This is a genomic window from Leucobacter chromiisoli (assembly GCF_016522505.1).
Lineage (GTDB): Bacteria > Actinomycetota > Actinomycetes > Actinomycetales > Microbacteriaceae > Leucobacter > Leucobacter chromiisoli.
On record NZ_JAEHOH010000010.1, the window covers coordinates 23,684 to 43,034 of the forward strand.

A 19,351-nucleotide genomic window follows, 5' to 3' on the forward strand; every position below is an offset into this window, starting at 1 on the left:
CTCTACCCCCTATTGAGCCCGACGCCGATGGCTCGCATCTGCTCCATAGGCCGTATGGTGCCCTGGAGAGAAGTGAGGGATTCCCCGGCGGCCTCCGCGTCGCCACGATGGGAGCATGCTGCACGCTCAGGCCCACTCCGACGACCCCGCGACGACGCTCCCGACCTCTGCGGAGCCGCTTCGCCGGCCCCGGAGGAGCGACGACGCGGCGCCGGCGCGCCCCACGCAGCGGGACACTCCGTACGCCGACGCGCTGCGACGCCACGCCGCGCGCGACACGCTGCAGCTGATGGTCCCGGGCCACGGCGGCACCGACCGGGGCATCAGCGGGCCGCTCGCCGACTTCATCGGCGAGCGGGCGCTGCACCTCGACATCCCCATGCTGATGGACGGTATCGACCTCGGGCCCGAGTCGCCGCTCAGCGACTCCCTGAGACTGGCGGCCGAGGCCTGGGGCGCGAGGCGCACCTGGTTCCTCACCAACGGGGCCTCGCAGGCGAACCGCACCGCGGCCATCGCCGCGCGCGGCCTCGGCGAGCACATCGTCTCCCAGCGCAGCGCCCACTCGAGCTTCAGCGACGGCGTGCTGCTGGCGGGCCTGACGCCGTCGTTCGTGCTGCCGACGGTCGACGAGCACCACGGCATGGCCCACGGCGTCTCACCCGCGGCGCTCGACGAGGCGCTGACCCGGGCCGAGCGCGAGGGGCGCCCGGCGTCGGCGGTCTACATCATCTCGCCCAGCTACTTCGGCTCCGTGTCCGACGTGCGCGGCCTCTCGGAGGTGGCGCACGCCCACGGAGCGCCGCTCATCGTCGACGGGGCCTGGGGGCCGCACTTCGGATTCCACCCGGGGCTGCCGGAGTCGCCCGCCCGTCTCGGCGCCGACCTCGTGGTCTCGAGCACCCACAAGCTCGCGGGATCGCTCACGCAGTCCGCGATGCTGCACCTCGGCGACGGACCCTTCGCGGGTCGCCTCGAGCCGCTCATCGAGCGCGCCTTCACGATGACCGCCTCGACCTCGGCCAGCGCGCTCCTCATGGGCTCGCTCGACATCGCCAGGCACGCCCTGGCGACGGGCGAGGCGGCCATCGGGGCATCGATCGAGGCTGCCGAGCGGTTCCGCCGGGCGCTGCGGGAGGACCCCCGGTTCGCCGTGGTGAGCGACGGCTTCGACCGGTTCGAGGACGTGGTCGCGACCGACCTGCTCAGGGTACCCATCGACGTCTCGGCGAGCGGGGTCAGCGGCCACTGGATGCGCGACCACCTGATGGACCGGCACGGCATCTACTTCGAGATGGCCACCGCCACCTCGATCGTCGCGGTCGTGGGCGCCGGCAAGACGCCCGACTTCGACCTCGTGCACCGCGCGCTCGTCTCGGCCGTCGAGTCGCCCGACGCCGAGGCCGAGCGCGCCGCTCACGTCGGCGACGCGGCCTTCCCCGCCCTCCCCGACCCGGGGCCCCTGCGGATGCTGCCGCGCGACGGCTTCCTCGGCGAGACCGAGGTCGTCGCCGCTGCGGAGGCCGTGGGGCGCATCTCGGCCGATACGCTCGCCGCCTACCCGCCCGGCATCCCCAACGTCATGCCAGGCGAGGAGATCACCGAGCAGGCCGTGGCCTTCCTGCGCGCCGTCGCGGAATCGCCGACGGGATACGTGAGAGGCGCGATCGACGCGGGAGTAACCTTGTTCCGGGTGGTGCGCGCCTGATGACTTCGCGGCGCTGACCGCGATCCTCCCGGCACGACCGTCGTACCGGGAGCCCGCTGCGGATTCCGAGCAGCGGGGACAATCCACCGCGGGGCCCGGGCACGCCGTGCCCTCCCGCCGAGACAACGAAGTCGGAGAACACACAGATGGCGTCACTGCGAGAACAGCTCTTCCGCGTGAAACCCGTACCCCGAGACGGGGGTGAGAGCGAGAGCGCGCTGAAGCGCAGCATCGGCCTGTTCCAGCTCACGATGATCGGCGTCGGCGGCACCATCGGCACCGGCATCTTCTTCATCCTCTCGGAGGCCGTGCCCGTGGCGGGCCCCGCCGTGATCTGGTCGTTCATCATCGCCGGCGTCGTCGCGGGGCTCTCGATCCTCAACTACGCCGAGCTCGCCAGCAGCGTCCCGGTCTCGGGGTCCTCCTACTCGTACGCCTACAGCACGCTCGGCGAGCTGCCGGCCATGGTGGTCGCGGCGTGCCTGCTGCTCGAGTACGGCGTCTCGACGGCGGCGGTGGCCGTCGGCTGGTCTCAGTACGTCAATCAGTTCGTGAAGAACGTCTTCGGCTTCGAGTTCCCGCCCGAGCTGCTCTACGCGCCGGAGGCCGGCGGCATCGTCAATCTGCCCGCGGTGATCCTCGTCGCCCTCTGCGGCCTGCTGCTGATCCGAGGCACCTCCGAGTCGGCCATCACGAACACGGTGATGGTGATCATCAAGATCGCGGTGCTCGGCTTCTTCGTGGCGATCGGCCTCACCGGCTGGAACGCCGACCACTTCGCGGACTTCGCGCCCTTCGGGCTCACCGGCATCATGACCGGCGCGGGCATCATCTTCTTCTCGTTCGTCGGCCTCGACGCCGTCGCCACCGCCGGCGACGAGGCGAAGAACCCGCGACGCAACATGCCCATCGCGCTCATCTCGGCGCTCGTCATCGTCACCGCGGTCTACGTGCTCGTCGCCGTGACCGCGCTCGGCGCGCAGTCGCCCGAGAGGTTCGAAGGCCAGTCCGCCGGCCTCTCGGCGATCCTCGAGAACATCCTCGGCGCCTCCTGGCCGGGCACCGTGGTGGCGGCCGGCGCCATCATCTCGATCTTCTCGGTGACGCTCGTCGTGCTCTACGGGCAGACCCGCATCCTCTTCGCCATGTCCCGAGACGGCATGGCGCCCAAGGTCTTCCAGCGGGTGAACCCGCGCACGATGACCCCGGTGGCCAACACGATCATCGTGTCGGTCGCGGTCGCGATCCTCGCCGGCGTGCTGCCCATCAACTTCCTCGCCGAGATGACCTCGATCGGCACCCTCGCCGCCTTCATCTCCGTCGCCCTCGCCGTCATGATCCTGCGACGCCGCGAACCCGATCTGGAGCGCAAGTTCCACGTGCCGTTCGGCCCCGTGATCCCGATCCTGTCGATCGTCGGCTGCCTCTGGATCATCAAGGACCTGCGGCCCATCACGATCATCGTGTTCGCGATCTGGACCGTCGTGGTCGTGGCGCTCTACCTGATCTTCGGTCGCAAGAGCTCGGTGCTCGGCGAGCAGATCAAGACGGGCCTGATCGTGCTGACGGGCCCCGGCAAGTACGCCGACGGGCGCTCCGCGGCCGGGGAGACCCGGGTGGCCGGGGAAGCCGAGGAGCCCGGACGCCGCGCGGAGCCCGAGGCGGCGCCCGGCGCCGGCCTCGCCGACGACGGACGGGGCGAGCGATGACCATCGTCGTGGGCGTCGCGCCCGGCCACTGCTCGCGGGCCGCGGTGCACCTCGGCGCGCTGCTCGCCCGCTCCTCGGAGCTGCCGCTCGTCGCGGTCGCCGTCAACTCCGCCGCCTGGTCGCCGGGACGCACCCTCAGCGGGGTCGACGGCGAGTACCGGCGCTTCGTCGCCGAGCAGGCCGCGTCGGCACTCGACGAGGCGAGCGCGCTGATGCCCGCCGACATCGACGCGAGCTACCGGGTGCACGACGCGTCGAGCGCCCGTCGGGGGCTCCTGGAGGTGTGCGAGCAGCTCGGCGCATCGCGGCTCGTGGTGGGGGCGAAGGCGGAGGGAGCCGAGGACGAGATCGTGCTCGGCTCGGTCGTCACGGGGCTGCTGCAGAGCGCCCATCTGCCCGTCGCGATCGCCCCGCACGGATTCGAGCCTCCCGAGGGCGCCCGCATCGAGCGGGTCACCGCGGCCTACAGCGGCTCCGAGACCTCGGCCGAGCTCGTGCTCGGTGCTGCAGCGATCGCGGCCGAGGCCGGCGAGGGGATCCGCATCGCCTCCTTCCGCACTCGGCCCCGGGCCTTCGCCATGGCGCGGGTCGGACAGGCGGTCGAGGATCAGATCAGCGCCGAGTGGGAGGAGCTGATCCGCGAGGACACCGCCGAGATCCTGGAGGAGATCGGCCGGTTCGCGCGGCAGCCCGCCTCCGTCGAGGTGGCGGTCGGCGCCGGCGACGACTGGCGGGCCGCGCTGCGCGCCCTCGACTGGAGGGACGCGGAGGTGCTGGTGGTCGGCTCGAGCAGCCTCGGTCCTCTCAGCCGCATCTCGCTCGGCTCGCACGCGGTGAAGATCGTGCGCCACTCGCCGGTACCCGTCGTGATGGTGCCGCGGCGGGCGACCGACGAGTACGCCGCGCGGGCGCGCCACGCATAGCGAACACGAAGCACGGACTCGCGAAAGGAACCCGCGGGCCCGCGAGAGGAACGGGCGCGGACAGCGCACGAGCAGAAGGAGCGCAGAAGGAATGCAGCAGACGAACCGGCCCAGCCCCGAGCACACGCGCCTCGGAGAGCTCTGGTCGATCCTGCCCGAGGAGTCGGGCGTGGACGAGAACGGTGCGCTCACGATCGGCGGCGTGTCCGTCGCTCGGCTGGCAGAGACCTACGGCACGCCGCTGTACGTCTACGACGAGGAGGGGCTGCGCCGGCAGATCCGCCGCTTCGTCGACGGCATGCGGGAGCGCTGGCCGAACTCGGAGGTGCTGTTCGCATCGAAGTCGTTCCCCGCCGTGGGGATGTACCGGGTGGCGCAGCAGGAGGGGCTCTCCGTGGACATCGCGGGGGGCGGCGAGCTGCGGCTCGCGCTCGCGGCGGGCGTCGATCCGGCGAAGCTGCACTTCCACGGCAACGCGAAGACCGACGACGAACTGCGGATGGCGCTCGACGCGGGGCTCGACACGATCATCGTCGACAACGAGGACGAGCTGGACCGGCTCGAGCGGTTGCTCGAACGGCCCCAGAAACTGCTGCTGCGCGTGATCCCGGGGGTCGAGGCGAAGACCCACGCCTCGCAGGCGACGGGGGGAGCGGACTCGAAGTTCGGCCTGCCGATGGATCAGGCGCTCGCCGCGATCGAGCGGATGCGCGCCCATCCGCTCATGGAGTTCGAGGGGGTGCACCTGCACATCGGCTCGCAGATCCTCGAGGTGGAGCAGTTCGCCGAGGCGGTCGCCAACATCTCATCGGCGGGGGAGTTCGACGTCTACGACGTGGGCGGGGGCCTCGGGGTGAAGTACACGTACGACGACGACGCGCCCTCGGTCGAGGCCTACCTCGACGCGGTCGTCGACGCCGCGCGCGCCCACCTGCCCGCCGAAGCCCGGATCATGATCGAGCCGGGACGCTCCATCGTCGCGCGGGCGGGCGTCACGCTCTATCGCGTGACGACGGTCAAGCGCACGGGCCGGGTGTTCGTGGCCGTCGACGGCGGGCTCGCCGACCAGATGGATGTGGCGCTCACCGGGCAGCGCTTCGAGGCCGTGCTCGGCAACCGGGTGCTCGATCCCTGGACGGAGACGGCGCAGCTCGTCGGTCGGCAGTGCGAGTCGGGCGACCTCCTCGTGGATCGGGCGCAGCTGCCCGAGGCCCGTGTCGGCGACATCGCCGTGGTCGCGACCACGGGTGCGTACGGCTACACCCTGGCGAACAACTACAACGGTGCGCTGAAGCCCGCGATCGTGTTCGTCGCCGAGGGGGAGGCCCGCCTCGTCGCGCGTCGCGAGACGTACGACGACCTGCTGGCCACGCACCTGCCCGCCATCGAGGGCTGAGCCCGCGGATCACGGGGCGGCCCCGGGGCCCTTCCGGCCCCGCGGCCCCTCAGAGCCCGGGGAACCGGGGGGTGCGCTTCTCGACGAAGGCCGCAGTGCCCTCCGTCATGTCGGGGGTGCCGAAGCGGTCGGCGAAGGCCTCGAGCTCGATCTGCAGGCCGGCGTCGGTCGGCAGCGCCTGCGCGGCGCGGATCGCGCGCTTCGCGGCGGCCACCGCGGTGGGCGACTGGGCGGCGACGAGCGCGATCGACTCCCGGGCCGCCCCCATCAGCGCGCCGGTGTCGGGCAGCACCCGGGAGACGAGGCCGATGCGCTGCGCCTCCTCGGCGGGGATGCGGCGGCCGGTGAGGATCAGCTCGCGCGCAGCCGCGATCCCCACGTACTGCTGCAGGCGCACGCAGCCGCCGAATCCCGGGATGAGGCCCAGGGCGACCTCGGGCTGCCCGAACGCGGCGTTCTCGGAGGCGTAGATCATGTCGCACGCCATGGCGAGCTCGCAGCCGCCGCCGAGGGCGAACCCGTTGACCGCCGCGACGACGGGCACGGGGAGGGTCTCGATCCAGACGGTGAGCTCCTGGGCGTCGCGCGTGTACGCGCGCACCTCCTCGCGGCTCATGTCGCGCATCCGGGTGATGTCGGCGCCCGCCACGAACGCGCGGCCGCCCGACCCCGTCAGGATCACGCCGCGGATCGACCAGTCCGGGTCGCCCACGGCGTCGGCGCGGCCCAGGGAGCGGAGCAGGTCGAAGACCTCGCGAAGCTCGGCGATGACCTCGGGCGAGAGGGCGTTCAGCGCTTCGGGACGGTGCACGCGCACGGTCAGCACCGCGTCGCGCACCTCGAGTTCGAGCGTCGCGCACTCCAGATTCTCGATGTGGGCCGCGACGCTCATGATCAGCGCCCTCGCTTGTCGAACAGGTTGCCGATGAGCGTCGAGCCGATGAGCACGATCGCCAGCAGCACGACCCCGACGATGGAGATCGCGACGACGTCGACGGGCTCGCCCGCGTGGGAGAACGGGTTGTGGGTCTCGCCCTCGTGCGCGAATGCGGGAGCCGCGACGAAGACCGAGGCGAGTGCGACGGTCACGGCGGTGGCGATGCGGGTGCGGATCTTCACTTCTTGGTCTCCTCGCGGGTGCGTTCGGGGCGGTGCGGCTTCGATGCGCCGCGTGCTGCTTCCATTCTGCCGTGCGCGGGGCGTTCCCGCGAACTCCGCGGTGAGCTCTTCCGCGAATTCGGCGGCGAACTCCCCGTGCGGCCTCCTCCCGTGCCGGGGGATCAGCTCGCCGGCGGCGAGGCTCGGTGGCCGAGACGCCCACGGGTCGCCACCACCGCGACGATCGCGAGACCCGCGACCCCTGCGGCCGCGGGCCAGGTGCTCGCCGCCTCGGCGCCGGTGACGGTTTCGGCACCGAAGAGCGCCCAGTTGATGCCGTTGTGCCCGAGGATCGCCAGCAGCGTCGAGCCGCGCGAGCCGTTGGCGAGCCAGGACATGACGACTGACATGCTGACGATCAGCAGCAGGTAGGCCAGATACTGGCCGGCGTCCTGCCGCGCGGTATCCCACTCGTCGGTGAGGAACAGCGGGGCGTGCCAGCCGCAGTGGAGCACCCCGAGGACCAGCGCCGCGGCCATCGGATGCAATCGGTGCTGCAGACGCGGGAGCGCGAAGCCTCGCCAGCCGGGCTCCTCCTGGAACGGTCCGCCGAGAAGGTAGACGAGATAGGTGCCCGCGAGCAGCCCAAGCACGGAGGCATCCGCGCCACCGAACGCCCCGTCGACGCCCGGGACGACGAGGTAGCCGATGCCCGCGGCGAACGGGATGCAGATCAGCGCCAGCGCGTACCAGCCAGGGTGGGCGCGCCACTGCACGATCCGCCGCCAGAACCGGCGGACGCCCTCGCGGCCCTCCGTGAGACCGGTCATCACCAGAGCGGCTGCGAAGGGGCCGGCGAACAGGCCGAGCTGGTTGATTCCCGCGACCGCCGCGAACGGCAGCTCGAACGGCAGCAGGCCGAGTCCGCTCCGCGACAGCCACCACGGACTCCACGTCACCCACGACCCGAGGTAGGCGAGCACGAAGAAGGCTGTCAGGGGATGGCGTGCGAGCAAACGGGGCATCCGTGGCTTTCCGGGTCGTTGGGGAGGGATCGTTCCGAGAGGAGACCGGTGAGGCGTGGGTTTGGCCATTCTCTCAGCTCGCCGACGATCGCCGGAGTCGCGGTAGATTGATGCGGTGTGCTCTGCAAGCAGACCGGGAGCCGATCCCGGCTCGAGGTGCCCGTGCGGCGGCGACGCGTACGGCCGGTGCTGCGGACCGTTCCACGCGGCGGTCGCCGTCGCCCCGACGGCTGAACGGCTGATGCGCTCGCGGTACAGCGCGTTCGCAGTGGGGGACGCGGCGTACCTGCTGCGAACCTGGCACCCGTCCACGCGCCCGGCATCGCTCGAGCTCGACGACGGGCTCGAGTGGAAACGACTGCTGGTGGAGGCCTGCGAGGCGGGAGGGCCGTTCGACGCGACCGGCCGCGTGACCTTCACGGCGATCGCCCGCGAAGGCGGGTCGCGCCTCGTGCAGCGGGAGCGCAGCCGCTTCGCTCGCGAGGGCGGGGCGTGGTTCTACGTCGACGGGACGACGCTCGACCCCGAACTCTGAGGTGCTTCCCGTTGTCGGCTTGACGCGATTGAGCTGACGCGAGCACTCAGGCAGAACGCCGAGGTCAACGAGATGCCGATCGCCAGACTCTGCGGCATCGACGGTTGCCTCGGCAACGGTCTGCGGAGTCGGCAGAAGATGCTCTCCAGGCACCGAACCTGGGTACTTTTCTGCCGACTCAGCGGATACCGGGACAGGGCCTCGGCGGCCGGCGCCTACTGCGACGAGCTCGTCGAGTAGATGGCGCCGCCGGGGTTCTGCGCGCGGCGGCCCGACCGGCGACGCCCGCGCGGCTGATCCTGCCCGCCCTGGCGCTGCGGCTGCGCACCGCCGCGGCCCTGGGCCTGGCCCTGGCCCTGGGCACGACCCTGACCGCGACCCGATGCGGAGCCCGCACCGGTCGCCGAGGTCCGGGTGCCGGCCCCGGATCCGGACCTCCCGCCGGAGGCGCCCTGCGATCCCGAACCGCCCTGCGATCCCGAGCCGCCGGCGTTGCCGCGTCCGCGACCGCCCCGCGAGCGCTTGCGCTTCGCATTGGCGCCCTGCGACGCGCCCTCGCCCGCGGGTGCGTGACCCGCGGCGCGCTGCTGCGCGGCCTGCGCGGCTGTCCGCCGGCGGTCGGTCTCCCTGGGGTCCACCCGCGGAGCGACCTCGCCGATCAGCGAGAGCACCTCGGGATCGACCTGGGCCGCATTCGGATCGACCCTGCGCGGCGTGACCTTGATCTTCGCGGCGCGCATCAGCGTGCGCATCTCGCCGCGCTGCTCGGGGAGCACGAGCGTCACGACGTCGCCCTCGGCGCCCGCGCGGGCGGTGCGGCCGGAGCGGTGCAGGTAGGCCTTGTGCTCGACCGGCGGGTCGATGTGCACCACCAGCTCGACCCCGTCGACGTGCACGCCGCGCGCGGCGACGTCGGTGGCGACGAGCACCTTGGCCTCGCCGCTCACGAACTCGGCGAGGTTGCGATCCCGGGCGTTCTGCGACAGGTTGCCCTGGAGCTCGACGGCGGGGATCCCCGCGGCGGTGAGCTTCTTCGCGAGACGCTTCGCCTGGTGCTTCATGCGGGTGAAGAAGATGCGTCGGGCCGTGCCCGAGGCCAGAGCCTCGATGAGGGCGTCCTTCTCGTCCTTGCCCGCCACCTCGAAGACGTGGTGGGTGAGCTGCGGCACGGGCGACTCGGCCGAGTCGACCGAGTGCAGGATCGGCGAGTGCAGGTACTTCTTGACGATGTTGTCGACCCCGTTGTCGAGCGTCGCGCTGAACAGCAGGCGCTGGCCGACCTTCGGGGTCTTGTTCAGGATGCGGGTGACGACGGGCAGGAAGCCCATGTCGGCCATGTGGTCGGCCTCGTCGAGCACCGTGATCTCGACGCCCGAGAGGTCGACGAGGCCCTGCTTCATGAGGTCGTCGAGGCGGCCGGGAGCGGCGACGACGATGTCGACGCCGCGCTCGAGCACCTCCTCCTGGCGGCGCTGCGAGACGCCGCCGAAGATGGTGGTCACGCGCACCTTCACCGGGTCGGCGAGCATCTTCACGGTCTCGGCGATCTGCGTGACGAGCTCCCGCGTGGGCGCGAGCACGATGGCGCGCGGCCGGTTCGGCCGGCGCTTCGCCTCGGCGCCGGCGGCGAGGTTCGCGACGAGCGGGATCCCGAACGCGATGGTCTTGCCGGAGCCGGTGCGGCCGCGGCCGAGCACGTCGCGGCCCTGGAGCGTGTCGGGCAGCGTGTCGCGCTGGATCGGGAAGGGGGCGGTCTTGCCGTTCTTCGCGAGCGCCTCCGCGAGGGGTGCGGGGACGCCGAGCTCTGCGAACGAGGGCGTGGCGGAGTCGGGGGCGATGGTCTGAGTGGTCACGGGGACCTTTCGTGTCGGGCAGCGCTGTGCGACGGCGTGCGAGCGCGAGCCCCGGGCTCCGGATCGGAGCCCGCTGGAGAGCGCGGGGCCGCGGTCGTACCGTGCGTCGCTGCCGGATGTATCGAGTGCGCGGGATCGCGCATCCGTTCGCCGCGGATCGGGCCGAACGGCGCCCGGGCTCGTGGTTCGAGCGGGCGGTGCGGTGAAAGCGACGCGTGACGCTGGAGGCGTCAACTCCTCCAGCCTAGCCGATGCGGCGGCTGAGCGGGCTGGGAAATCGCCTCCGAGCCGCTCGGGGACGATGATGTCGGCGGCTGCCTGTAGCGTCGGGAGGGCGATCCGGTCGGAGCCGGATCCTCCGCCACGGAAGGGAGAGCGCATGTTCGTCCAGGGTCTCGGCGACGGTACGCGGCGGCTCGTGACGAGCGCGAGCGACCTCGCCGCCGCGAGCGCCTGCGAGTTCGCCTTCCTGCGCAGGGTCGACGCGAAGCTCGGGCGCGATGTAGAGGTTCCGCCCGACGACGATGCGATGCTGCGGCGCGCGGCGCGGCTCGGCGACGCCCACGAGGAGCGGACCCTCGGCGCCTACCGCGAGCGGCTCGGCTCCGGGACGGTCGGCTCGGGAGGCGGCGTCGTCGAGATCCCGCGTCCCGCGTCGATGAGCGCGGAGGACCTGCGCGCCGTCGCGGATCGGAGCCTGGAGGCGCTGCGGGGCGGCGCCGACGTCGTGTTCCAGGCGACGTTCTTCGAGCCCGCGCAGGCGCCCGCGACGGCGACGGGAGCCCCCGAGATCGGCTTCGTCGGCTTCGCCGACTTCCTCGCGCGCCTGCCCGACGGCTCGTACGAGGTGCAGGACGCGAAGCTCGCGCGGCGGGCGAAGGTGACGGCGCTCATGCAGCTCGCGGCCTACGCCGAGCAGCTCGAGCGCCTCGGCATGCCCGTCGCGCCGGAGGCGACGCTGATCCTCGGCGACGGAGCGCGCTCGCGTCACCGGATCGCCGACGTCGCCCCCGTCTTCCGTGCTCGTCGCGCCCGCCTGCATCGGATCCTGCTGGAGCGCGCCTGCGCCACCGGCTCCGACGGCGGCTTCGCGAGCGCGCCGCCGGTCGCGTGGGGGGTCGGAGGCGTCGTCGCATGCGGGCGGTGCGAGGTGTGCGAGCCCGAGGTCGTGCGCACGCGGGATCCGCTGCTGATCGCGGGCATCCGAGCGGTGCAGCGGGATCGCCTGGTCGAGGCCGGGCTCGACACGATCGAGCGGGTGGCCGACGCCCTGCCCGCGGTGGTGAGCGACGAGACCGCCGCCGCTCAGGGGATCGTGCGCTCGGCCGGGGAGGCGGGCCTCGCCGTCGAGGGCATCTCGCAGCCGGTGCTCGAGCGCCTCGCGATGCAGGCCGACATGCAGGTGCAGTCGGCGGGAGACGCCGTGCCCGCGGTGCGGGTCGTCGACGCCGACGCGCTCGCCGCGATCCCGCAGCCGAACGCGGGCGACCTGTTCTTCGACTTCGAGGGCGACCCGCTCTACCGCGAGCCGGGCGACGACGAGACCGCGCGCTGGGGGCTCGACTACCTCTTCGGCATGGTCGACGTGCACGAGCGGTTCACGCCGCTGTGGGCGCACGACCTCGACGCCGAGCGGCGCGCGCTCGAGCAGTTCCTCGCACTCGTGACGAGGCGACGGGCGCAGTACCCCGGCATGAAGATCTACCACTACGCGGCGTACGAGCGCAGCCACCTGCTCTCCATCGCAGCCAGGCACGGGGCCTGCGAGGCCGAGGTCGACCAGCTGCTGCGGGATCACGTGCTCGTCGACCTCTATCCGATCGTGCGCCGTGCGCTGCGGGTGGGGTCGCGCTCCTATTCGATCAAGAAGCTCGAACCGCTCTACATGGGCGACGAACTCCGCGACGAAGACGGGGTGACGAGCGGCGCGCAGTCGGTCAGCGAGTACGCCGAGGCGACGGCCCAGCTCGCGTCGAGCGACGCGGAGGAGCGCGCCGAGGGCCGGCGGCGCCTCGACGCGATCGCCGACTACAACCGCTACGACTGCGTCTCGACGCTCAGGCTGCGCGACTGGCTGCTCGCCCGGGCGGCGGACCACGGCGTGCAGCCGTACCCGTCGCGACCGGCCGACGACGAGGACGGCCCCGAGACCGAGCTCAGCACCGTGGGCGCCGCCCTCACCATGCACGCGAGCCTCGCGGAGGATCCACGGGATCGCACCGCGGCCGCGCTCGCGGGCAGCGCCATCGACTACTACCAGCGCGAGCAGAAGTCGTTCTGGTGGGCGCACTTCGCCAGGCTGGTCGACCCGATCGAGGACTGGGCTGACACCCGCGACGTCATGGTCATCGACGAGGTGCTCAGCGGGGTGCTCGTCGACTGGTTCCTCCCCGCCCGCGCCCGCATCGAGCGGCGGCACGTCAGGCTGCGCGGCGAGATCGCCCCGGGCAGCTCGCTCAAGCCCGGAAGCCGCGCCTTCCTGCTCTACGAGCACCCCGCGCCGTTCCCGCAGCCGGGTGCCGCGCCCGGCGCGCGCGGCACCCGCGAGGTCACCATCGTGGAGCGGCACGAGGACGGCGTGACGATCGAGGAGGCGCTCAGCGGCGGTATCGAGCAGTACGAGGCGCTGCCGGTCGCCCTGGCGCCGGGCCCGCCGCCACGGGCGGGCACCCAGAAGGGGGCGATCGAGGAGTGGGGTCGCGCGCTCGCCGCGGCGCTCGACCGCGGCGAGTTCCCCGCCGATCCCGTCGTCGACATCATGCGCCGCACCCCGCCGCGGCTCATCGGAGAGCGCGGGCCGGTCGACTCGGGCGGTTCGGGACCGGGGCGCGGCCTCGTCCATCCGGCCTCCGACGAAGCGCTCGCGGCCGCCGGCGGCGACGAGGACGCGCGGACGATCGGCGCGGTGACCGAGAGCCTGCGCCTGCTCGACCGCTCCGCACTCGCCGTGCAGGGGCCGCCGGGAACCGGCAAGACCTACCTCGCGGCCCGGGTGATCCGGCGGCTGGTCGAACGGTACGGCTGGCACGTCGGCGTCGTCGCGCAGTCGCACCGCGTCGTCGAGAACGTGCTCGAGGGGGTGGTGCGCGCCGGTCTCGACTCCTCACAGGTCGGCAAGGTGCCGCAGGGCGGCGCGCCCGATCCCGACGCGGCGCCCGTGTACACCGTGCTGAGGAAGAACACGCACGCGCTCTTCGTCGGCGGTCACCGAGCAGCCGGGAGGGGCAGCGTGGTCGGCGGCACCGCGTGGGATTTCAGCAACGAGAACCGGTTCCCGCGCCGCGGGCTCGACCTGCTCGTCATCGACGAGGCGGGGCAGTTCTCGCTCGCGCCGACGATCGCGGCCTCGGTCGCCGCTGAGCGCCTGCTGCTGCTCGGCGACCCCCAGCAGCTGCCGCAGGTCTCCCAGGGCTCGCACCCCGAACCCGTCGACACCTCGGCGCTCGGCTGGCTGCTCGGCGAGCACGAGACCATGCCGGACGATCTCGGCTACTTCCTCGCCGAGACCCGGCGCATGCGCCCGGAGCTCGCCGACGTGGTGTCGGAGCTGGCCTACGAGGGGCGTCTGCACGCCCATCGGACGGCCGCGCTCCGCAGCGTCGAGGGGGCGGGGCCGCCCGGGGTCGTCTGGCATCCCGTCGCCCACCGGGCGAACTCCACGAGCTCGCCCGAGGAGGCCGCCGAGGTGGTGCGCCTCGTGCGGCAGGGGCTCGGGGGAGTGCTTCGCGAACCCGGTGAGCCCCCGCGCGCGCTCGGCCGGCGGGATCTCATCGTGGTCGCGCCCTACAACGCGCAGGTGGAGTGCGTCTCCGAGGCGCTCGCGGCCGCCGGGCTGGGCGGCGTCCGAGTCGGCACGGTCGACAAGTTCCAGGGTCAGGAGGCCGTGATCGCGATCGTCACCCTCGCGGCGTCCAGCCCCGAGGACGTACCGCGGGGACTCGAGTTCCTGCTCATGCGCAACCGCCTCAACGTCGCGATCAGCCGGGCGCAGTGGGCGGCGCACCTCGTCTCGTCGAGGCACCTCGGCGACGGCCTTCCCACCAGCGCCGAGGGGCTCGCCGCCCTCTCCGGATACCTCAGGTTGACGGAGCGGGGATCCTGACGCAACCCGGTCGCGGTCTTCGCGGCGGCCCCGCCGGTGCGACTGCGCAGATATTCGGCGGTCCCGCTGGCGGCGGGGACGGTAGCGTGGAGGCATGGTGAGACCAGGAGGCCCGTTCAAGACCCCGCCGTCGAAGCGGGTGCCCGCGTCGGAACCCGGCGCCGACGCTCCGGAGCTCCGCGGAGGCGCGCGCGAGCCGGGCTCTCCCGAGTCGCGGGGTCTCGAGCCCTCGGCCAGGTCTCGCGTCCCGGCCTTCGAGGTCATGCGGATCACCGATGAGATCGCCCGACGTCGCTTCGCCGGGCACGACGTGGTCTCGCTCTGCGCGGGGGAGCCGGGCGCCCGGCCGGCGCCCGGCACGCTGCGGCCGGCTGGATACACGGGGCCGCTCGGCACCGCGCCGTTGCGCGAGGCGATCGCCGGCCACTACCGGGAATGGTACGGCGTCGAGGTCGATCCCCGGTCGGTCGCCGTCACCACCGGCTCCTCGGGCGCCTTCCAGCTCGTGTTCCTCGCCGCGTTCGACGCCGGTGACCGGGTGGCGCTCGCGAGCCCCGGCTATCCGGCCTATCGCAACATCCTGACGGCGCTCGGCGTGCAGGTGATCGAGATCCCGACCGGGATCGAGAGCCGGTACCAGCCGACCCCCGAGCTGCTCGACGCGGCGGTCGCCGAGCACGGCCCGCTCGCGGGCCTCGTGATCGCCTCGCCCGCCAACCCGACCGGCACCATGCTCGGCCGCGCCGAGCTGACCGCGCTCGTCGACTGGTGCCGCCGCCACGGCACACGCATCGTGAGCGACGAGATCTACCACGGCATCACGTTCCCCGAAGTCGGCGATCCCGACCCCCGCGGCGCGACCGTGCGCCGATGGGATCCGCGCGCCGTCGTCATCAACTCGTTCTCGAAGTACTGGGGCATGACGGGATGGCGGCTGGGCTGGGCGCTGCTGCCCGAGGAGCTGATCGCCCCGTTCGAGGCCCTCGCCTCGAATTTCGCGCTCTCGCCGCCGGCCCCGGCGCAGGAGCTCGCCCTCACCGCATTCACCCCCGACAGCTACGCCGAGCGGGACGCCGTGGTCGCGGGCTTCGCCCGCGCCCGCGCGCTCATCCTCGAGGCCGAGCCGGAGCTGGACTGGGGCGCGTCCGCGCCCTCCGACGGTGCCTTCTACTTCTACGCCGAGCTGGGGGCGCAGCTGGAGCGCTACGGCGACTCGAGCGGATACGCCCGCGCGCTGCTCGAGGGGGCGGACGTGGCGGTCGTGCCCGGCAACGACTTCGATCCCGTGAACGGCGGGCGCGCGGTGCGGCTCTCCTACGCCGCGGGCGAGGCCGCCGTGTCCGAGGCCCTGGACAGGATCCTGCGCTTCCAGAGGGGCTGAGCGGCGGGCCGAGAGCAGACCGCCTCCTCCGGCTCCGCCCGACGACGCGACGAGCGTCGGGCGGAGCCGGAGCCGGAGCCGGAGCCTTCGCCTGCGTCCCCGCAGTCTTCAGATGCGCCCGCCGAGCGGCGGTAGCGCGCCGAATGCGAGCGCGTCCGCTGTGCGCGTCGCCGCTCGGCCGGCGACGCGAGATAGGTTCGCCTCCTTGCGGGAATACCGCCAGGGGGTATACCGTTGGCTCTGAAGATGATACCCCCATGAGGTATGCGGCAGGAAGGAATCATGATGGCGGAGAACGAGTACCGGGTGACCGGGATGACGTGCGCGCACTGCGAGATGTCGGTGCGCGAGGAGGTCGGCGAGGTCGCGGGCGTCACCGAGGTGCAGGTCAGCGCGCAGACCGGGAAGCTGCTCGTCACCGCGGACGGCGAGATCGACGACGCGCAGATCCTCGCAGCGGTCGACGAGGCCGGGTACGCGGCCGAACGCGTCTGATGCACGCCGCAGGGCGGCTCGCGCTCTACGGCGCCGGGCTGGTGGTGGCGTTCGGCGCGGCCTACGGGCTGGGCGACGCCGTCGTCCCCGACCGCGTCGTGGAGTCGTGGACGCAGCAGAGCCAGATGAACGAGCACGACGAGGACGAGCACGACGAGAACGAGCACAGTGAAGGAGCGGACCACGTGAGCGAGGACGACGGCAGTGCGCAGCACGATGGCGGCGGCATGGGCGGGCACGACCATCCCGCCGACGGCGGTGCCCCGCCCGCGGGCATCCGGGTAGCGACGGATCCGAGCTATCCGATCGGGTCGACCGTGAGGCTGAGCGCGGATCACATGCCGGGCATGGACGGGGCGGAGGCGACGGTCTCCGGCGCGTTCACCACGACGACCTACTCGGTCAGCTACACCCCCGCCGACGGCGGGGAGCCGGTGATCGACCACAAGTGGGTCGTGCACGAGGAGCTCGAGCACCCCGGCGCGGCGCCGCTGGCCGACGGCGCGGAGGCCGTCCTGCTGGCCGAGCACATGGCGGGGATGCGGGGGTCGACGGCGACGATCGCGAGTTCGACGAGTGAGACCGTCTACATGGTCGACCTCGAGGTCGACGGCATGACGATGACGAACCACAGGTGGGTCGTCGAAAGCGAGATCCGACCCGCGGGCTGATCGGTCGCGACGGGGCGGTCGGTCGCATGAAGGCCGTCGTGGAGGAAGAGGACAAGGGAAGGGGCGCGCGGTGAGCACGCACACATCATCGGAGACTGACGCCGGTATCGAGCTGGAGATCGGCGGGATGACCTGCGCCTCCTGTGCGAACCGGATCGAGCGGAAGCTGAACAAGCTCGACGGGGTCTCCGCGACGGTCAACTACGCCACCGAGAAGGCGAAGGTCACGGCGCCCGAGGGGTACGACCCCGCGCTGCTGATCAGCGAGGTCGAGAAGACCGGGTACTCCGCCGCGCTGCCGAAGCCGAAGCGGGCCGAGCCCGCCTCGACGTCTGAGGCGGATGACGAGGCCGATCCGGAGCTGATCTCGCTGCGGCAGCGGCTCGTCGGTTCGATCGTGCTCACGGTGCCCGTGATCGCGATGGCGATGATCCCCGCTCTGCAGTTCACCTACTGGCAGTGGGCCTCCCTGGCATTGGCCGCGCCGGTGATCGTGTGGGCGGCGTGGCCGTTCCACAGGGCCGCGTGGGCGAACCTCAGGCACGGCACCGCCACGATGGACACGCTCATCTCGATGGGCACCGCCGCGGCGTTCCTGTGGTCGCTGTACGCGCTGTTCCTCGGCACGGCGGGCACGCCGGGGATGACGCACCCCTTCGAGTTCACGATCGCCCCCTCGGACGGTGCGGCGAACATCTACCTCGAGGTCGGGGCCGGGGTGACGATGTTCATCCTCGCCGGCCGCTACTTCGAGAAGCGCTCCAAGCGGCAGGCCGGGGCCGCGCTGCGCGCCCTGCTCGAGCTCGGGGCGAAGGAGGTCGCCGTGCTCCGCGACGGGGTCGAGGTGAAGATCCCGACGTCGGAACTGGCCGTCGGCGATGAGTTCGTCGTGCGCCCGGGTGAGAAGATCGCCACCGACGGCACCGTCGTCTCGGGCACCTCCGCCGTGGACGCGTCGATGCTCACCGGCGAGTCGGTGCCCGTCGAGGTCGCCGAGGGGGACACGGTGACCGGGGCGACCGTGAACGCCGGCGGGCGCCTCGTCGTGCGGGCCACCCGCGTGGGCTCCGACACGCAGCTCGCGCAGATGGCGAAGCTCGTGGAGGACGCGCAGACGGGGAAGGCCGAGGTGCAGCGCCTGGCGGACCGGATCTCCGGGGTGTTCGTGCCCATCGTGATCGTGATCGCCGTCGCCGCGCTCGGGGCGTGGCTCGGGGCCGGGTTCCCCGTCGCAGCTGCGTTCACCGCGGCCGTGTCCGTGCTCGTGATCGCCTGCCCCTGCGCGCTCGGGCTCGCCACTCCGACCGCGCTGCTGGTCGGCACTGGGCGGGGCGCGCAGATGGGTGTGCTCATCAAGGGCCCCGAGGTGCTGGAATCGACCCGGAAGGTCGACACCGTGGTGCTGGACAAGACCGGCACCGTCACCAGCGGCAAGATGTCCCTGGTCGACGTGATCATGGAGCCCGGCGTCGACCGTGCCGAGCTGCTGCGCTACGCCGGCGCACTCGAGAACGCCTCCGAGCATCCCATCGGCCAGGCCATCGCGAGAGGCGCGGCCGACGAGGTCGGTCCGCTGCCCGCCCCCGAGGACTTCGCGAACGTCGAGGGCGCGGGCGTGCTGGGCTCTGTCGACGGCACCACCGTGGTGGTGGGCCGTGAGACGCTGCTCGCCGACTGGTCGCAGCGGCTCTCCGCTGAGATCGCGGAGGCGAAGGCTCGAGCCGAGGGCGAGGGGAAGACCGTCGTCGCCGTCGGGTGGGACGGGCGGGCGCGCGGCATCCTCGTCGTCGCCGACACCGTCAGGCCCACCAGCGCCCAGGCCATCGCCGAGCTTCAGCGGCTCGGCCTGACGCCGGTGCTCCTGACCGGTGACAACGAGGCCGTGGCTCGCCAGATCGCCGCGGAGGTCGGCATCGACCAGGTGATCGCCGAGGTGCTGCCCCAGGACAAGGTCGACGTCGTCGCCCGTCTCCAGGGCGAGGGCAGGGTCGTCGCGATGGTCGGCGACGGCGTCAATGACGCCCCCGCGCTCGCGCAGGCCGACCTCGGGCTCGCGATGGGCACCGGCACCGACGTCGCGATCGAGGCGGCCGACATCACCCTCGTCCGCGGCGACCTGAGATCGGCGGTCGACGCGATCCGGCTCTCCCGCAAGACCCTGTCGACGATCAAGACGAATCTGTTCTGGGCGTTCGCCTACAACGTGGCCGCGATCCCGATCGCAGCCCTGGGCATGCTCAACCCCATGCTCGCGGGCGCGGCGATGGCATTCTCATCGGTGTTCGTCGTCGGCAACAGCCTGCGGTTGCGCGGCTTCACGAGCGTCGCGGAGCAGTAGCCCGCCCCGCGGATCGTCGCGATCGTCCGCGCCGCCGGGCGGGGAAGGCGGCGGTCGCCCGGCTCGTCCGGTCAGGGATCGCTTCGGGATCCCGCCGTCGCCTCGAACTGCTCGGGT

14 protein-coding genes are annotated in these 19,351 nt (G+C 72.4%); 10 read left to right on the forward strand and 4 right to left on the reverse strand.

Features of this window, described 5'->3' with window-relative positions:
* Positions 1 to 115: 115 nt before the first annotated feature.
* The 4 genes from JD276_RS07860 (at position 116) to lysA (ending at position 5,736) form a co-directional block, all read left to right on the forward strand.
* Entirely contained in the window at positions 116 to 1,708 is a 1,593-nt protein-coding gene (locus JD276_RS07860; RefSeq protein WP_200115098.1) for an aminotransferase class I/II-fold pyridoxal phosphate-dependent enzyme, read from the forward strand.
* A gap of 146 nt (positions 1,709 to 1,854) precedes the next feature.
* Positions 1,855 to 3,417, forward strand: a complete 1,563-nt coding sequence (locus JD276_RS07865; RefSeq protein ID WP_200115099.1) for an amino acid permease — start codon at positions 1,855 to 1,857, stop codon at positions 3,415 to 3,417.
* The gene (locus JD276_RS07870) at positions 3,414 to 4,340 is read left to right on the forward strand and encodes a universal stress protein (protein ID WP_200115100.1); all 927 of its coding nucleotides are present in this window, start codon (positions 3,414 to 3,416) and stop codon (positions 4,338 to 4,340) included. Before JD276_RS07865 ends, JD276_RS07870 begins: the two co-directional genes overlap by 4 nt.
* A 91-nt stretch (positions 4,341 to 4,431) precedes the next feature.
* Positions 4,432 to 5,736 carry a diaminopimelate decarboxylase gene (lysA, locus tag JD276_RS07875; protein WP_200115101.1) on the forward strand — a complete coding sequence of 435 codons (1,305 nt, stop codon included), beginning with the start codon at positions 4,432 to 4,434 and terminating at the stop codon, positions 5,734 to 5,736.
* A gap of 49 nt (positions 5,737 to 5,785) precedes the next feature.
* On the opposite strand, the gene JD276_RS07880 is transcribed toward lysA, so the two are convergent.
* The 3 genes from JD276_RS07880 to JD276_RS07890 form a co-directional block, all read right to left on the reverse strand.
* Entirely contained in the window at positions 5,786 to 6,628 is an 843-nt protein-coding gene (locus tag JD276_RS07880; protein ID WP_200115102.1) for an enoyl-CoA hydratase/isomerase family protein, read from the reverse strand.
* Between the two features lie 2 nt (positions 6,629 to 6,630).
* A complete protein-coding gene (locus tag JD276_RS07885; RefSeq protein WP_200115103.1) occupies positions 6,631 to 6,855 on the reverse strand; it encodes a hypothetical protein in 225 nt (74 codons plus the stop codon).
* Positions 6,856 to 7,016: 161 nt separating this feature from the next.
* A complete protein-coding gene (locus tag JD276_RS07890) occupies positions 7,017 to 7,850 on the reverse strand; it encodes a CPBP family intramembrane glutamic endopeptidase (RefSeq protein WP_200115104.1) in 834 nt (277 codons plus the stop codon).
* A 124-nt stretch (positions 7,851 to 7,974) separates the two neighbouring features.
* Between JD276_RS07890 and JD276_RS07895 the strand changes: the two genes are divergently transcribed.
* The gene (locus JD276_RS07895) at positions 7,975 to 8,394 is read left to right on the forward strand and encodes a YchJ family protein (protein WP_307866501.1); all 420 of its coding nucleotides are present in this window, start codon (positions 7,975 to 7,977) and stop codon (positions 8,392 to 8,394) included.
* A gap of 215 nt (positions 8,395 to 8,609) precedes the next feature.
* On the opposite strand, the gene JD276_RS07900 is transcribed toward JD276_RS07895, so the two are convergent.
* A complete protein-coding gene (locus JD276_RS07900; protein WP_307866502.1) occupies positions 8,610 to 10,247 on the reverse strand; it encodes a DEAD/DEAH box helicase in 1,638 nt (545 codons plus the stop codon).
* A gap of 379 nt (positions 10,248 to 10,626) precedes the next feature.
* Between JD276_RS07900 and JD276_RS07905 the strand changes: the two genes are divergently transcribed.
* The 5 genes from JD276_RS07905 to JD276_RS07925 all read left to right on the forward strand — a co-directional run bounded on the left by JD276_RS07905 (position 10,627) and on the right by JD276_RS07925 (position 19,234).
* A complete protein-coding gene (locus JD276_RS07905) occupies positions 10,627 to 14,349 on the forward strand; it encodes a TM0106 family RecB-like putative nuclease (RefSeq protein ID WP_200115106.1) in 3,723 nt (1,240 codons plus the stop codon).
* Positions 14,350 to 14,443: 94 nt separating this feature from the next.
* Entirely contained in the window at positions 14,444 to 15,730 is a 1,287-nt protein-coding gene (locus JD276_RS07910; RefSeq protein WP_200115107.1) for a pyridoxal phosphate-dependent aminotransferase, read from the forward strand.
* Positions 15,731 to 16,015: 285 nt separating this feature from the next.
* Positions 16,016 to 16,225, forward strand: a complete 210-nt coding sequence (locus JD276_RS07915) for a heavy-metal-associated domain-containing protein (protein ID WP_200115225.1) — start codon at positions 16,016 to 16,018, stop codon at positions 16,223 to 16,225.
* Positions 16,225 to 16,896, forward strand: a complete 672-nt coding sequence (locus JD276_RS07920) for a YdhK family protein (protein WP_200115108.1) — start codon at positions 16,225 to 16,227, stop codon at positions 16,894 to 16,896. The genes JD276_RS07915 and JD276_RS07920 overlap by 1 nt, the downstream gene beginning before the upstream one ends.
* 70 nt (positions 16,897 to 16,966) lie before the next feature.
* On the forward strand, positions 16,967 to 19,234 hold the full coding sequence (locus JD276_RS07925; protein ID WP_372432832.1) for a heavy metal translocating P-type ATPase: 2,268 nt from the start codon (positions 16,967 to 16,969) through the stop codon (positions 19,232 to 19,234).
* The last annotated feature ends 117 nt before the right edge of the window (positions 19,235 to 19,351 follow it).

Coding starts and splice junctions, on each gene's coding strand:
- JD276_RS07860 (WP_200115098.1), top strand. CDS start 116: ATGCTGCACGCTCAGGCCCACTCCGACGACCCCGCGACGACGCTCCCG.
- JD276_RS07865 (WP_200115099.1), top strand. CDS start 1,855: ATGGCGTCACTGCGAGAACAGCTCTTCCGCGTGAAACCCGTACCCCGA.
- JD276_RS07870 (WP_200115100.1), top strand. CDS start 3,414: ATGACCATCGTCGTGGGCGTCGCGCCCGGCCACTGCTCGCGGGCCGCG.
- lysA (WP_200115101.1), top strand. CDS start 4,432: ATGCAGCAGACGAACCGGCCCAGCCCCGAGCACACGCGCCTCGGAGAG.
- JD276_RS07880 (WP_200115102.1), bottom strand. CDS start 6,628: ATGAGCGTCGCGGCCCACATCGAGAATCTGGAGTGCGCGACGCTCGAA.
- JD276_RS07905 (WP_200115106.1), top strand. CDS start 10,627: ATGTTCGTCCAGGGTCTCGGCGACGGTACGCGGCGGCTCGTGACGAGC.
- JD276_RS07910 (WP_200115107.1), top strand. CDS start 14,444: ATGGTGAGACCAGGAGGCCCGTTCAAGACCCCGCCGTCGAAGCGGGTG.
- JD276_RS07915 (WP_200115225.1), top strand. CDS start 16,016: ATGGCGGAGAACGAGTACCGGGTGACCGGGATGACGTGCGCGCACTGC.
- JD276_RS07920 (WP_200115108.1), top strand. CDS start 16,225: ATGCACGCCGCAGGGCGGCTCGCGCTCTACGGCGCCGGGCTGGTGGTG.